This window comes from Marivirga tractuosa DSM 4126, from assembly GCF_000183425.1.
Taxonomy (GTDB): Bacteria; Bacteroidota; Bacteroidia; order Cytophagales; family Cyclobacteriaceae; genus Marivirga; species Marivirga tractuosa.
On the sequence record NC_014759.1, the window covers coordinates 1,561,258 to 1,575,726 of the forward strand.

The window sequence follows — 14,469 nt, forward strand, 5'->3', positions numbered from 1 at the left end:
AAATTAGAAGTAATTTTGTTATCCATTGGAATACAATAAAGACATAGCGCTCATATTCTTCAGTAGAACTTCCGTTGATGAAGCGAAGTATAAATTTTGGTTTAAGGGAAAGACGAAAAACCTTCATGCAGCATCTTTATTAATTAATAAAGCAGAAAGTTCCATTCAAAAATCTGGTATTCCTGTCTACCATTTTCATGAACAAAATCAAAAAGGAGATACTTTCGGAGAAAGAATAGCTAATGCCTATCAAGAGGTGTTTGACATGGGTTATGAGCAGGTGATCTCCGTTGGAAATGATTGTCCTGACTTAGAACATATTAACTGGAAGCAAATCTCCATAAATTTATCCAAAGGGAAATCAGTTCTGGGCCCTGACGCCAGAGGAGGAGCTTACCTTATTGGAATTCAGCGAAAATATTTTGATAAAAGTAAATTCGAAACCCTTAGCTGGCAAAAAAACATTCTGTACCAAGAACTCTCTTTGCTGTGTGAGCAATGCACTGATCTTGTCGAATTAAATCAATATAGAGATATCAATACTTTTTATGATATCCAATTGTTATACAAAGAAAAAATAGTTGATGGCAAATTCTTAAAATTGATTGCTCAACTTCTTCAATCATATAAGGGATTTTCGCGTAATCTGAGCATTACAGCACACGACTTTTTTATCTTCAAAGATTCTCCCTTAAGAGCACCCCCAATACAATAATTTCTCAAACCTTTTTACAGCCTTACCCAAGATGACATAGATTACTATGCATTTGTGGGGCGACTATTGCTTTATTTTCTACTAAAATCGTGATAAACCATTACTATGCAAAAATTCACTTCCTTTTTGCTGCTAGCTATTGCTGTTCTCTTAATGAGTTGCACAAAGCAAGAAGAATCAAAAAACTGGAAAACAGCTTCGTGGGACGAAATTACTCAAGAGGCAACTGGCACGTCAGTCAATTTTATGATGTGGCAAGGAAGTCCGGTCATCAATGATTACATCAACAATTATGTAAAACCTACTTTAAAGAAAAACTATAACATCACACTTAACATAAGCAGTGGTCAAGGTCCGGAGATTGTACAATTGATGATGGGTGAAAAGCAAGCCAATTCTAAAGAGGGCCAAGTCGATATGGTATGGATAAATGGAGAAACATTCTTTCAACTCCGGAAAATAGAAGCTCTTTGGGGCCCTTTCACCGAGAAACTTCCGAACTCAAAATACATAGATTTTAAAGATCCATTCATTGGTATTGATTTTCAGCAAGCAATTAACGGTATGGAATGTCCTTGGGGAATAAGTCAATTTGCCTTCGTATATGACACTGCAAAAACTCCTGCCCCACCCAAAACACTAGCTGAATTGGAAATCTTTGTAAAAACTCATCCTGGCACCTTTACGATTTCGAATGATTTCTCAGGTATGACCGTTTTAAAGTGCTTCATGGCTGAATTGAGTGGTAAGCCTGATGGATTAGATGGCGAATTTAATCAGCAAAAATACGACACGCTTTCAACGAAATTATGGGATTACATCAATCGTAATAGAAAATATTTCTGGAAAGAGGGGCAAACCTTTCCCAAAGAACATAGCAAAATGGATCAGATGTTTGCATCTGGAGAAATCCTTCTTTCCTACGGTTTTAGCGAAGGAGGAATTGAAGATAAAGTGTCACAAGGGCTGTTTCCAAAAAGTACTAAGGGCTATGCTTGGGAAAACGGAACAGTTTTAAATTCAAATTATTTAGGCATAACCTATAACGCAAAAAATAAAGCTGGGGCTATGCAGGTCATCAATTTCTTAATTTCACCAGAAGCACAATTGAAAAGGGCAGAGCCCTCGGGAATGAATGCTAACCCTGTATTGGATATTGCAAAGCTTCCTGAAGAGTATAAAACCCAATTTGAAAAAATTACCGCCAGACAATTCGCACCTTCTTTGGATGAATTATCTGAAAATGCCATAAAGGAGCCTGCTCCAGAATACATGCTTAATATTTACGAAGATTTTAGAACCTACGTCATTGAAAAATAAGGAGAAACATATAGGATTTATACTGTTCGTAGTATTTGCAATACTACCATTTACGCTAGCTTTTGGCTATGCTATACTCTATTCTTTTGGGATCATTGGAGTAGTTAATGAAGGCATTACTTTATCTTTTTGGAAAGAGGTTTTTACTTCAGATACACTTGGTATATCCTTTTTATATAGCAGTATAATTGCTGCAGTAGGTGTTTTTCTATCCGTTAGTTTAGCACTGTGGATAGTTTTGAAATTCAAAGAAAGCTTCAACAACAAGTACTTATCTTTTATTATTTATATGCCGTTGGCAGTTCCAGGCATTGTTTCAGCCTTCTTCACTTATCAACTTTTTGCACAGTCAGGATTTTTTGCTAGGCTAAGCTATCAACTTAATTGGATTGAAACTGCACAGCAGTTTCCAGATTTAGTAAACGATAATTGGGCTATTGGCATCATCATAACCTTCATAAGTTTACTTACTCCTTTCTTCATTTTGCTTTATTTAAATATTTATAAAGATGAAAGAATAGAAGAATTAAGCCAATTATCTAGAGCGCTAGGAGCAAACAAAACTCAAATCGCAGTCAAGGTGAGCTTGCCAATCATGCTCAAAAAATCATGGATTTTAATTGTACTTTACTTCATATTCTTATTAGGAGCTTATGAAGTGCCGCTAATTTTAGGGCAGGAATCTCCACAAATGCTATCGGTTCTAATTCTAAGGGAATTAAAACAATTTGACTTAACGAAAATATCAGAAGGCTACGTAATGGCGGTGGTCTACACAGTAGTCATCATGTCAGCGACTGTATTCATTTTTTCACGAAAAAAATTGAGAAACAATGCGTATTAGTCTAAAGCCGTTCTTTCTGTCCATCATGGTCTTACTGATACTCTTTCCATTTGTGTATCTACTATGGCTGTCTCTTTCTGCAGATTGGTCTTTTCCAAAAGTGATACCTGAGTATTTCGGTTTGAAAAATTGGAAAGCATTATTGATTTCCGAAACAGGCTTATTGTTGAGCTTTTTGCAATCGATTATTATTTCAGTTTCGGTGGGTTTTACCGCTACTTTAAGTGGGTTTGTCATCAGCCGAAATATCGCTTATCACCCGAAGAAGAATACATTAACGCTACTAAGTTATTTTCCCTACATCATTTCACCAGTTGTTTTTGGAGCATGCTTAAGTTACTTCTTTTTAAAACTGGGGATTTTTGGACAAATGACGGGAGTGATTGTTGCTCAATTCATGATCAGCTTTCCTTATGCGCTCATTTTCTTCAATAGTTTCTGGGGACAAAAGACTAAAAACATGGAAGATTTAGTCTCTACATTAGGTGGAAATCGACTGTACAGCTTTACAAAGGTTTTATTGCCACTTGCCAAAGGAATGCTGTTGGTCTGTTTTTTTCAGACTTTCCTCATTTCATGGTTTGAATATGGATTAACATCGGTAATTGGCGTTGGCAAAGTGCAAACCCTTACCATCAAAGTATTTTTATTCATACGTGAGGCCAATTACTTCTATGGTGCTTTAAGCTGTTGCTTATTGATTTTACCGCCTTTGGTGCTGATGTATATCAACAAGAAATATGTATTTAACAAACTGACCTGATGTTCTTAGAAATTCAACATATAAATAAAAGCTTTGCAAAAGAGCAGATCGTGCAAAATCTAAATTTTTCACTTGAAGCACACAAAACCCTTAGCATTTTGGGTAAATCCGGTTGCGGGAAAACTAGTATGTTAAAAATACTTGGGGGCTTACTAAAACCTGATACTGGGAAAATCATCCTTGATGGTCAGGATATCAGCAATCTGGACGCTGAAAAAAGAAATATTGTTTACCTCTACCAGGAAGATTTACTATTCCCTCACTTGAATGTATTCGAAAATATTGCTTTCGGACTACGAATAAAAAAACAGAAAGAAGAACATATTCAAAGTAAGGTGAAAGAGATGCTGGAACTTTTAGAATTGGAAAATCATGGGCAGAAAATGCCACATCAACTTTCAGGGGGCCAAAGGCAAAGGGTTTCTTTTGGCAGAGCCATCATCATCAATCCTGCTTTGCTCTTATTAGATGAACCATTCGGCAGCTTGGATGCCGGTACCCGACAGAGAATGCAACAGTTATTTAAAGACATTGCTCATAAATTTAAAATCACTTCGCTTTTTGTAACGCATGATTTGAAAGAAGCGATTCTGATGGGTGACGAAATCGCATTTATGGACAGAGGCAAACTAAAAGTATATAAAAATACAGAAGAATTTATAGCAGACCCCTCAACTGGAGTGCAAAGCGAGATTGGATTTTGGGAAAAGCTAATTCCAACAGCACAAAACATAATTTAAATCAATAAATAATGGAAACGAAACATATTTGGATTGATACTGACCTCTCCGTAGGTATGAAAAGACATAAGAGAGAAGGCTATTGCGATGTGGATGATGGCTATGCTATGTTACAATTATTCAAAGCGAAAAATGTCGAAATAATAGGTATAAGTGCTGTTTTCGGTAATACAAGAATTGATGATGCCTTCCGCCTGTGTCAAGAAATGAGTACAAAATTTGCAAAAAATCAAATCCCCGTTTACAAAGGAGCAGGCTCAGCTATTGATTTAAGCAAGGTAGAAACAAATAATGCTGTGGAAGCTTTGGCTAGTGCGCTCAAAGAAACTCAATTGACTATTTTGGCAATAGGTCCTGCTACCAACATTGGTATTTTACTTTTAAAATATCCTGAACTACAAACTCAAATCAAAGAAGTGGTTTTGGTTGCAGGCAGAAGAAAACCTACCGACTATTTTAAAATCGGGAACCAAGGAAATCACGCCAGGGATTTAAATTTCGATTTAGATAATCAAGCTTTCAACATCATGTTTGAAGTAGGTATTCCTGTTACATTATGCCCTTTTGAAATCTCAAGTAAAGTGTGGATTGGCGCTGATGATTTAAAAAAACTAGATAATGGGGAGGCCGGAAATAAATGGCTAGCAGAGCATTCTCTGCCATGGTTAGCACAATGGATCAATCAAGGAGCTACTGGTTTTAATCCTTTCGATGTTTTGGCTAGCCACTACATTATTGCTCCTGAAGATATTATCAGCGAAGATCTAAAGGCACAATTAGAAATTCACCCAGACGATACTGTCAAAGACAATAATAAGGAGGTATTTAAGAATTACCTGCTCTGTAGCAATGAAGGAACATTTCCTGTAAAATACTGCCACGATGTAGTATCAGACTACCATGAAAAATTAATGGAATCTTTAATCAAAAAAAGCTAAGCACAATGATTAAACTAGACAATCAACTAGAAACCATCAATAACTATTTACAGAATCAAAAATGGTTGGATGATAACGAAAAAGTCGAGTCTGTTGAAAAGCCGGGGGACGGTAATATGAACTTCACGCTTAGGTGCAAAACTTCCAATAACCGCACTTTCATAATAAAACAAAGTCGAGATTTTGTGGAAAAATTCCCTCAAGTGCCAGCTCCAGAAGAACGAGTTTTGAGAGAAGCAGAATTCTATGAAATCATTAAAAAGAACCCTGATTTAAGCAATAGGACTCCGGAAATTCTGGCAGTGGATGAAGAAAATAACATCATCCTCATGGAAGATTTGGGCGAGAGTAGCGACTATACTTTTTTATATCAGGAAGGTGAAAATTTATCTGAAGCTGAGCTTAAAGAAATCATGCATTTCATAGCCGATTTGCACACCCATTTCACTACCGAAACATGCTCAAAAATCATCTATAATAATGAGATGAGAAAACTTAATCACGAGCACATCTTCAAATTCCCTTTCATGAAAGACAATGGGATGAATTTGGATGATGTTATGCCTGGTTTGGAAGCCGTTAAGCAGGACATTATCAGCAATGATGCGCTCCAATTAGCTCTTAAACATTTAGGGGATCTGTATTTAGCGAATGGCAAACACCTGCTTCATGGAGACTACTTTCTGGGAAGCTGGCTCAATACAAAATCGGGCTTAAAGATTATCGATCCGGAATTTTGCTTTTTCGGCCCTAAAGAATTTGAAATCGGAGTATGCATGGCGCATTTGTACTTAGCTCAGCAACCATATCCTATCATTCAAAAAGCAATGGATTTTTATAAAGAAAAAGCGCCATTTGACGATGTGTTGATGATGAAATTTATGGCTGTCGAAATGATGAGACGAATTTTAGGTCTTGCACAACTACCGATCAATCAAACGCTGGAAGAGAGAAAGGCTCTAGTAGAAAGAGGCGTGATGATGCTTACTAAATATTAAAAAATAAATAATTTCAAATGAAAAAATCAATACTAATTTTGTGCTATCTACTGAGCTTTAATCTATTAGCTCAAGATAGCAAAACCTATTCATCAGTAGTCGTTGACTCAAAAGGAGAGCCCGTTCCAGGGGCAGTTGTCAATGAAATGGGAACCGATCAATTTGCTATCACATTAAATGATGGAAGTTTCAAGCTAAAAACCTCCACTAAAAATTTCACTTTAAGCATTCGATCGTTAGGTTTTAAAGATTTCAAGCTAGAAATCAGAAATGGAGCAATGCCACCTCAAATTATGCTAACCGAAGATTTAGAGCAGTTAGATGAAGTAGTGGTGACTGCACTCGGTATAGAACGGGAGAAGCAATCGCTCGCTTCCTCTATTGGGAAAATTGAGAATAGGCAACTTACTGATGTTCCTATGACAAATGTAGTTAACAGCATGGCGGGCCAAGTGGCAGGTGTTCAAATAACAAATGGTTCTTCAGGTGTGGGTTCATCATCCAGAATCATAGTTAGGGGTGAAAACTCTTTAACAGGAACAAATCAACCCTTATTTGTAGTAGATGGAGTCCCGATTAGTAATGAGCAAATAACTAGCGAGCTGGTCAATAACGGATCCTTGCAAGAAGTAGACTACGGTAATGGAGGTGCTGAAATTGACCCTGATAATATCGCTTCTATTTTTATTTTAAAAGGTGCTGGCTCAGCTGCTCTTTACGGATCGAGGGCTGCAAATGGAGTAGTATTAATTACAACTAAACGAGGTAGAGGAGCACAAAAAGGAATTGGCGTTACAACAAGTAGCTCTCTTACTTTTGAAACGCTTTTAACGCTGCCAGATTACCAAAATGAATATGGCGGTGGAATTGGTGATTTTGCATTTAACACTGGTTTAGGAGCCTTAGATGGCACCGCTGGGATTTTCAGTTATGGCCCAAAATTGGATCAAGGGACTTTAGTTCCTCAATTTGACGGCCCTTCAACAGATGTGAACGGAAACCCAGTTCGCGGAGGAGACGTGAAAGCTAGAACCCGGGCTGACGGTAGCTTGACTGATATTACCGCCACCCCTTGGGTATCTCGACCTGACAATATTCGAAACTTCTTTGAGACCGGACGTACAGCACAAAACAGCGTTTCTGTAAATTCTACTAGCGATAAAGGTAGCATCAGACTGGCCTATAACAATTTACGAAATAAAGGCATCTTACCTAATACTGATTTAAACAGAGATGGCTTAGCTATTAGCTTAGATCAACAATTGACCAATAAATTAAGTGTAAATTCCTACTTAAATTATATTAATACTCGCAGTAATAATCGTCCGAACTTAGGTTATGGCTACGAGAATGTCATGTATGGTTTCAACTGGACTCAAAGACAGGTAAATTTTGAACCATTGAAAAATTACTGGCAGGCGGGTCAGGAAGGAATTGAACAATTCAATTACAATTACGCCTGGGTTAATAATCCATACTTCACTTTATTTGAAAACACCAATAGTTTTGACAAACACAGAGTTTTAGGGAATTCGGCTGTAAACTATGATTTTACAGATAAACTCACTCTGACAGTAAGAACTGGTGTTGATATCTATAATGACAACAGGGCTTTTCGAAGGGCGTTAAGCACAAATGCCAATCCAACTGGAAGCTATAGAGAAGACGAAGTTTTTTATAAAGAGATAAATACGGATTTCTTACTCTCCTATAAAGACAGAATTAATGAAGACTTTACGTATGACCTGTCATTAGGGGCGAACAGATTTGACCAAACCATAAAATACAAATATACCGAGGCCTCTCAATTAGCATTGCCTAATATATACACTTTAGCCAATTCAAACGCCCCCTTAACTGGCAATAATGAGATTTACGAAAAACGCATCAATAGTATATACGGAACTGGAAATATCGGGTACAGGAATACCCTTTACCTTGATTTAACCCTTCGAAATGACTGGAGCAGTACTCTCCCTATTGACAATAATTCTTTTGCCTATTATTCAACGGGTTTAAGTTATGTTCTGTCTAATATGGTTGAGCTACCAGAAGTCCTAAGCTTTGTCAAGCTAAGGGCTAGTGCGGCTAGTGTGGGAAATGATACAGAGCCTTATCAATTACGCAACACATTCGCCTTTAATCAAAACTATGGAGAAAACCTTCGGGTAACGAATCAAAGTACACTAAAGAATCTTAATTTAAGACCGGAAAGATTAACTGCATATGAAACAGGTGCTGAAATTTGGCTCTTAAATGATAGAATTCAAACGGACATAACTATTTACCAGAATACCAGTACAGACCAAATTATTGCTCGCCCAATTTCACTAACAACGGGCTTTTCAAATAAATTGGAAAATGGAGGGAAGGTGCAAACAAGAGGACTTGAAGCCTCAATTAGTGCTTTAGCCATCAATCAAAGCGAATTTAAATGGAAAGTATCAGCAAATTATTCGACCTATAGAAGTAAAGTGCTGGAATTACCAGAGGGTGTTGATCAATTTGTAACAGGTAATGCCGCCTTTTTTGGAGGTGCTGGAGGGTCTAACTCACTTTTCTATATCGCCAAAGAGGGTGGTCTAGTGGGCGATATGTACGGCACCGGATTCAAAAAGGTAAATGGAAGAACAGTTTACGATAGCAATGGAGCCCCTATTACTGATGGAACCCTCAGACTATTAGGAAACTACAATCCTGATTTCTCTATTGGTCTTAACAATGAATTTTCCTACAAGCGAATTGTTATGAATGTTCTTTTTGACTTAAGATATGGTGGCATTATTTCTTCTAGAACAAGATCTTTAGGAAATACATCTGGTGTTTTAAAAGAAACTTTGGCTGGAAGAGAAGACGGCATTATTGGAGATGGAATCGTTAATATCGTTACAGAGGAGAATCCTAATTATGTAGAAAATACTACCACAGTTTCTGCTATATCTTACTACAATGCCATTTATTCGAGAGGTAATGAAGAAAGTTCAATTTACGATGCTTCTTACATAAAATTAAGACAACTAGGATTGTACTATAGCCTAGACAGTAAACTTAGCCAACGAATTGGTTTCCAAAGTGTTAAATTTGGTTTTATTGGAAGTAATTTGTTATTGTTTACTGAAAACCCTCATGTTGACCCTGAATTAAATGCCTTTCAAGGTAGAAACATCGTGCATGGGGTAGATGACATGTCATTACCTTCAACCAGAAGCTTTGGATTTAGCATAAAGACACAATTTTAAGAAAGAAAAAATGAAAATATTTAAATATACATTCACACTACTGCTTGCTGCAATTCTTCTGTCAGCATGCACTGATAATTTCGAGGAAATAAATAAGAATCCTAACGCCCCGGAAAGCGTTGAACCACAATTTTTGTTGACCAACATTATTTCTGTAGCCATTGATCAGAACACCTATTATCAAGGATTTGATCAATCTAATTATTTCGCGCAGTTTGTGGCCGCTATAGATTTCGGGTTTTTAGACCGCTACATCATCGGATCAAACTCTACCTATTGGGGCGTTATCAATAAATTGCTGACAGATATCAATTCAATGAAAGCTTCCCCTTCATCTAATGAAGCTTATGAAGCTGTAGGCGATATCATGCGTTGTTTCCTATTTTCACAAATGACAGACATGTGGAATGATGTGCCTTATACTGAAGCAAATCGGCTTGAAGAAGGATTTGATAAACCAAAGTTCGATACGCAGGAAAGTATTTACACAGATCCTGAAACAGGCATTTTAGCGGTTCTGGAAAGATCAGCAAATACCTTGGAAAACACAAATCAGGTCATTAGTGGCGATGTGATGTTTAATAATGATTTAGATAAATGGGTAAGGTTCGCTAATTCTCTTCGGGTTCGTTATATCATGAGAATCAGCAAAAGATTGACAGATTTTTCTGACCTATCTGCATTAGCAAACTCTGGTAAATTAATGCAATCAAATGCTGACAACGCAGTATTGCCTTATTTAGCCACAGCACCAAATCAGTTTCCATTTTTCCTATCATCAGTGGGTGGATTGGTGGAGCATGTAATGAGTAAAACTGCAGATTCCGTTCTTAGCCTGTGGGACGACCCAAGAATAGGAGTACTCTATCAACCTGTGGCAGCTGGGCTAGCAAATGATACTGTCTATTATAGAGGTATTCAAAACGGTCAAACTAACGAGAGGGTTCAACAACAAGGACTCGGAGTCAATGACTTATCAGTTGTAGGATCTATTTTTAGAGATGTACCTGATGGGGCGGATGCGCAATTCATGCAATATGCTGAAGTACAATTTGCTTTAGCGGAAGCTGTCCAAAGAAACTATATTTCTGGAGATGCTCAGCAATATTACCAAAATGGCGTGAGAGCTAGTTTCGATTACTATGGAGTAGAGGTTCCTGAAGATTATTTTACAAGGGAAGCCATTGCATTAAACGGAACAGATAATATTACCAAAATTATGACACAAAAGTGGTTGAGTTTAATCAATATCGGCCATGAGGCATGGTTTAATATAAGAAGAGCCGGTATACCATCTATTAAAGCTGGTCCTGATGCGGTGAATGAAGGCAGGTATCCTGTTCGTTATTTATATCCGGAATCAGAACAGGCCAGCAATGCTTCCAATTACCAGGAAGCAGTAGAAAGAATTGGTGGCGATAATATTAACAGTAAAGGCTGGTGGGAACGCGATTAATTTAACTAATAATTAGTAATTAATCGATTAGTATTTTTTTTGCAAAGACCTGTCAGGTTTTGGAAGTTCGCATATATTGTAAGTTCAATTATTATGCCCTTAGAAAAAGACAAACCTGACAGGTCTTATCTTTATTGAAAACTTATCACAATTAAAAAATTCGTAATTAAAAATATGGAATTAATATTTGTTTATAATGCAAATTCAGGCAAATGGAATGGCTATATGGATATCATGCATAAAATATTCTCGCCTAAAACCTATCCCTGCAGTTTATGTGATATCACTTATGGGACTTTTAAAATCCGTGAAGAGTGGGCTGAATTCAAAAACACTCTGGACATTCCTTTAACATTCTTGCATAAAGACGAATGGCTCGAGCAGTACGGAATAAAAGATAAATTGCCTGCAGTTTTTATAAAAGAGGATAATAAAATTAAAAATTGGATACCAGCAGAAACACTGGATCAGCAGGAATTAGGATCATTGAAAAATCTTATAAAAGAGAAATTGGAGATGATTAAAAAATAGAAACAGGCTGTTCTTGTTTCTATTTTTTAATTATTTATTACAATACATCATTCGCCAAATTAGCTAATTCAGATCTCTCTCCCTTTTCCAGCGTAACATGTGCATATAATTCATGTCCTTTTACCCTGTCAATAAGATAGCTGAGTCCATTAGATTGGGAATCCAAATAAGGCGTATCAATTTGATTTACATCTCCAGTGAACACAATTTTGGTGTTCTCCCCTGCCCTGGTGATGATGGTTTTCACCTCATGTGGCGTTAGGTTTTGCGCTTCATCCACGATGAAATATATATTGGATAAACTTCTTCCTCTAATATAAGCCAAAGGCTGAATGGTTAATTTTTCCTTGTTGACCATATCGGTGATATTCAAAAATTCTCTTTCATGCTCCTGAAATTGGTGCTGAATATATTTAAGATTATCCCAAAGTGGTTCCATATAAGGATTCAATTTGGATTTTATATCTCCAGGTAGATAGCCAATATCTTTATTGGATAATGGTACAATAGGTCTGGCTAAAAATATCTGTTTGAAATCTTTACGCTGTTCCAATGCAGAAGCTAGAGCAATTAAAGTCTTTCCAGTTCCTGCAACTCCTTGCAAAGTCATCAATTTTATTTCAGGATTTAGTAGAACATGAATGGCAAAAGCCTGTTCTGCATTTTTGGGCATAATGCCATAAGCAGATTTCTTCTCTACTTTATCAACTTGATTAGTAATGGCATTATAAAAGCCCAAAGCCGAATTTTTATTGCTTTTCAGTATATAGAAAGTATTATTCATGGGCTTTTTCTTGCCCATAATATCTGCTACCTCACAATGATAGGTATCATAAAGTTTATTGATAGTTTCCGTAGTAACGGTCTCTAGTTGTAGTTTACCAGAATGTAAATCACTGACATTCTTGACCTTACCCGTTTGATAATCCTCCGACCTCAATCCACAACTTTTAGCTTTTAGCCTTAAATTAATATCCTTGGTAACTAATATAACGGTTTTATCTTTCAACTCTTTCTGAAGTTGAACCGCACTCCCCAATATTTTATGATCAGGAATATCCTCTAAAAAAATATGGTCTGACTCAACAGATTCTTTGCTAGGCATCAAGACTTTAAAAACCCCTTTGGATTTACCATTAAGTGGGATCCATTCGCTTAAAGATCGTCCTTCAGCCAATTTATCTATCATTCTGATAAACTCACGTGCTTCAAAATTTTTGGTATCATTTCCTTTTTTGAACTGATCCAATTCTTCCAAAACTGTGATAGGAATAGCCACATCGTGCTCTGCAAAGTTCATGATGGAATCATGAGAATAAATTATAACTGAAGTGTCGAGTACAAATACTTTCTTTTCTTTCTTAGCCTTCGCCATATATAGTAAAGTTGATATGATTTTAGAATCAATTTAAAAAATTATTGGTATTGTCAACTAAAATTCAGCTAGTAAATATTTGAAAAATATATAAGTAACAGATAATCAATTGACTATAATTATAAAAATAATGATTTGGTAATGTACAAATAGGAGTTACCTAAAACATACCATAAAAATTGTAAAGAAAGCTGCGTTAAAAACTTTAACCAAAAAAGGTATGATTACAACTTAAACCCAAAATCAAAACCGATCCAATGAGTTCGGTTTTGAGTCTCTTTCATTATTAAAGGCAAATTCAATTGTGCTTCTTCATTAGAGAAATAGCCAATATTGTAGGACACCCCTACTAATAAAGGAGGAGCATATTTCTTAAATACATCATAACTCAAATTCAAAGAAATCCTACTGGTGGGCAGGCCTTGGGTCCACTTTTCCTCTCTTTGCATCAAATACAGTAAGTCGTGCGATAGGGAAACAGAATTATAGTGCTTGTTTTTATAATACTTTAATTCCAATCCATAGCCTGCTGTCCAATTGATATTTTTATTCCAACTATAATTATAACCTACAATTAAGCGGTTGAGCAAATACTTACTGCCATTGGAAACCGTTAAATAAGTATTCATAATCTCATTAGCGGCTAAGTTTCCTTCTCCATGACTAGTGTTAGTATTAATTAATCCGACAGGAATTCCTTTATTATCTTTACTCAAATTAATCAAACCAATTTGCCAACCATGATTCTCATTGGTGATATTCACCAGGCCTAGTTGAAAATGATCGCGCATAAAGAAGAATCCCTTTTCATACATTAAGCCTGCGTCAAATGAATAATTAAACAAGCCAATTTGAGCCATCGAGTTCCTTTTAGGAGCATAATTAATAAGTCCTCCAAGCTGTAGCCCCAACGCTCCTCTCTGAATGGCATTCATCATTCCAATTTGAACACCCTGAAAAGTTTTACTTACCCTATTGTAACTCCCTACTTGTAAACCTTTTCCATCACCTTCTACTTTATTGATCAAAGTTCCTATTTGTGCACCACGAAATTCAAAATCCAATTGTTTTTCAGGTCTGAATGCCAAATTTCCTGTCACATTTGAAAAAGCCGATAATTGTAATCCATTGGTATATAGAAAAGAGCGGTTGCTGATCCCACTGATTTGAAAACCTTGAATAGCCCCAGAATATCCGGATAGCAGATGTAAGGACAGATTGGATAGAATATAGTGGCTATGTTGGGAATTATCAGCACCTGAACTGATGCCTAATTGCACCTTCTGACGGACTAATTTTTTAACTTGGCAATGAAGATTGAAAAGCGGTAAAATCAGAAAACTTAAGAGTAAATAATAACGCATAATTTGTTTGTTGATAGTGAAACATAATGCGCCTGTGCTTCTACCTAATATGGTAAAGACAAAGAAATTCCAGCTCGGTTCAAGCCCGAAATTTATAAATGGAATTGGTTTTGCTAATTTGAAATAAAAGAAAGCTCAATATCCATACACCCATAAAATGCACTCACTTTTTGAAATGCATACAAA

The 14,469-nt window shown here is 36.5% G+C and carries 12 protein-coding genes; 10 read left to right on the forward strand and 2 right to left on the reverse strand.

Features of this window, described 5'->3' with window-relative positions; all coding sequences use genetic code 11:
• Positions 1-25: 25 nt before the first annotated feature.
• The 10 genes from FTRAC_RS19205 to FTRAC_RS06455 all read left to right on the forward strand — a co-directional run bounded on the left by FTRAC_RS19205 (position 26) and on the right by FTRAC_RS06455 (position 11,544).
• The gene (locus tag FTRAC_RS19205; RefSeq protein WP_013453419.1) at positions 26-715 is read left to right on the forward strand and encodes a DUF2064 domain-containing protein; all 690 of its coding nucleotides are present in this window, start codon (positions 26-28) and stop codon (positions 713-715) included.
• A gap of 105 nt (positions 716-820) precedes the next feature.
• Complete coding sequence (locus tag FTRAC_RS06415) at positions 821-2,035, forward strand: ABC transporter substrate-binding protein (protein ID WP_013453420.1); 1,215 nt, start codon at positions 821-823, stop codon at positions 2,033-2,035.
• Entirely contained in the window at positions 2,025-2,879 is an 855-nt protein-coding gene (locus FTRAC_RS06420) for an ABC transporter permease (RefSeq protein ID WP_013453421.1), read from the forward strand. Before FTRAC_RS06415 ends, FTRAC_RS06420 begins: the two co-directional genes overlap by 11 nt.
• Positions 2,869-3,642 (forward strand): ABC transporter permease, encoded by a 774-nt coding sequence (locus FTRAC_RS06425; protein ID WP_013453422.1) that lies wholly within the window; start codon positions 2,869-2,871, stop codon positions 3,640-3,642. The genes FTRAC_RS06420 and FTRAC_RS06425 overlap by 11 nt, the downstream gene beginning before the upstream one ends.
• Entirely contained in the window at positions 3,642-4,382 is a 741-nt protein-coding gene (locus FTRAC_RS06430; protein WP_013453423.1) for an ABC transporter ATP-binding protein, read from the forward strand. The genes FTRAC_RS06425 and FTRAC_RS06430 overlap by 1 nt, the downstream gene beginning before the upstream one ends.
• A gap of 11 nt (positions 4,383-4,393) precedes the next feature.
• On the forward strand, positions 4,394-5,320 hold the full coding sequence (locus tag FTRAC_RS06435) for a nucleoside hydrolase (RefSeq protein ID WP_013453424.1): 927 nt from the start codon (positions 4,394-4,396) through the stop codon (positions 5,318-5,320).
• Positions 5,321-5,325: 5 nt separating this feature from the next.
• Complete coding sequence (locus FTRAC_RS06440) at positions 5,326-6,318, forward strand: phosphotransferase (protein ID WP_013453425.1); 993 nt, start codon at positions 5,326-5,328, stop codon at positions 6,316-6,318.
• Positions 6,319-6,335: 17 nt separating this feature from the next.
• Positions 6,336-9,557, forward strand: a complete 3,222-nt coding sequence (locus FTRAC_RS06445; protein WP_013453426.1) for a SusC/RagA family TonB-linked outer membrane protein — start codon at positions 6,336-6,338, stop codon at positions 9,555-9,557.
• A 10-nt stretch (positions 9,558-9,567) separates the two neighbouring features.
• The gene (locus tag FTRAC_RS06450) at positions 9,568-11,013 is read left to right on the forward strand and encodes a SusD/RagB family nutrient-binding outer membrane lipoprotein (RefSeq protein ID WP_013453427.1); all 1,446 of its coding nucleotides are present in this window, start codon (positions 9,568-9,570) and stop codon (positions 11,011-11,013) included.
• 174 nt (positions 11,014-11,187) lie between these two features.
• Positions 11,188-11,544: a hypothetical protein gene (locus tag FTRAC_RS06455; RefSeq protein ID WP_013453428.1), complete on the forward strand. Its 357-nt coding sequence runs from the start codon at positions 11,188-11,190 to the stop codon at positions 11,542-11,544.
• 37 nt (positions 11,545-11,581) lie between these two features.
• Here FTRAC_RS06455 and FTRAC_RS06460 read toward each other — a convergent pair whose 3' ends face one another.
• Positions 11,582-12,919 (reverse strand): PhoH family protein, encoded by a 1,338-nt coding sequence (locus tag FTRAC_RS06460; RefSeq protein WP_013453429.1) that lies wholly within the window; start codon positions 12,917-12,919, stop codon positions 11,582-11,584.
• A 224-nt stretch (positions 12,920-13,143) separates the two neighbouring features.
• Positions 13,144-14,283, reverse strand: coding sequence for a hypothetical protein (locus FTRAC_RS06465; protein ID WP_013453430.1), 1,140 nt, complete (start codon positions 14,281-14,283; stop codon positions 13,144-13,146).
• Positions 14,284-14,469 lie beyond the last annotated feature (186 nt).

Coding starts and splice junctions, on each gene's coding strand:
- FTRAC_RS06445 (WP_013453426.1), top strand. CDS start 6,336: ATGAAAAAATCAATACTAATTTTGTGCTATCTACTGAGCTTTAATCTA.
- FTRAC_RS06435 (WP_013453424.1), top strand. CDS start 4,394: ATGGAAACGAAACATATTTGGATTGATACTGACCTCTCCGTAGGTATG.
- FTRAC_RS06455 (WP_013453428.1), top strand. CDS start 11,188: ATGGAATTAATATTTGTTTATAATGCAAATTCAGGCAAATGGAATGGC.
- FTRAC_RS06430 (WP_013453423.1), top strand. CDS start 3,642: ATGTTCTTAGAAATTCAACATATAAATAAAAGCTTTGCAAAAGAGCAG.
- FTRAC_RS06415 (WP_013453420.1), top strand. CDS start 821: ATGCAAAAATTCACTTCCTTTTTGCTGCTAGCTATTGCTGTTCTCTTA.
- FTRAC_RS06465 (WP_013453430.1), bottom strand. CDS start 14,283: ATGCGTTATTATTTACTCTTAAGTTTTCTGATTTTACCGCTTTTCAAT.
- FTRAC_RS06450 (WP_013453427.1), top strand. CDS start 9,568: ATGAAAATATTTAAATATACATTCACACTACTGCTTGCTGCAATTCTT.
- FTRAC_RS06440 (WP_013453425.1), top strand. CDS start 5,326: ATGATTAAACTAGACAATCAACTAGAAACCATCAATAACTATTTACAG.
- FTRAC_RS06425 (WP_013453422.1), top strand. CDS start 2,869: ATGCGTATTAGTCTAAAGCCGTTCTTTCTGTCCATCATGGTCTTACTG.
- FTRAC_RS06460 (WP_013453429.1), bottom strand. CDS start 12,919: ATGGCGAAGGCTAAGAAAGAAAAGAAAGTATTTGTACTCGACACTTCA.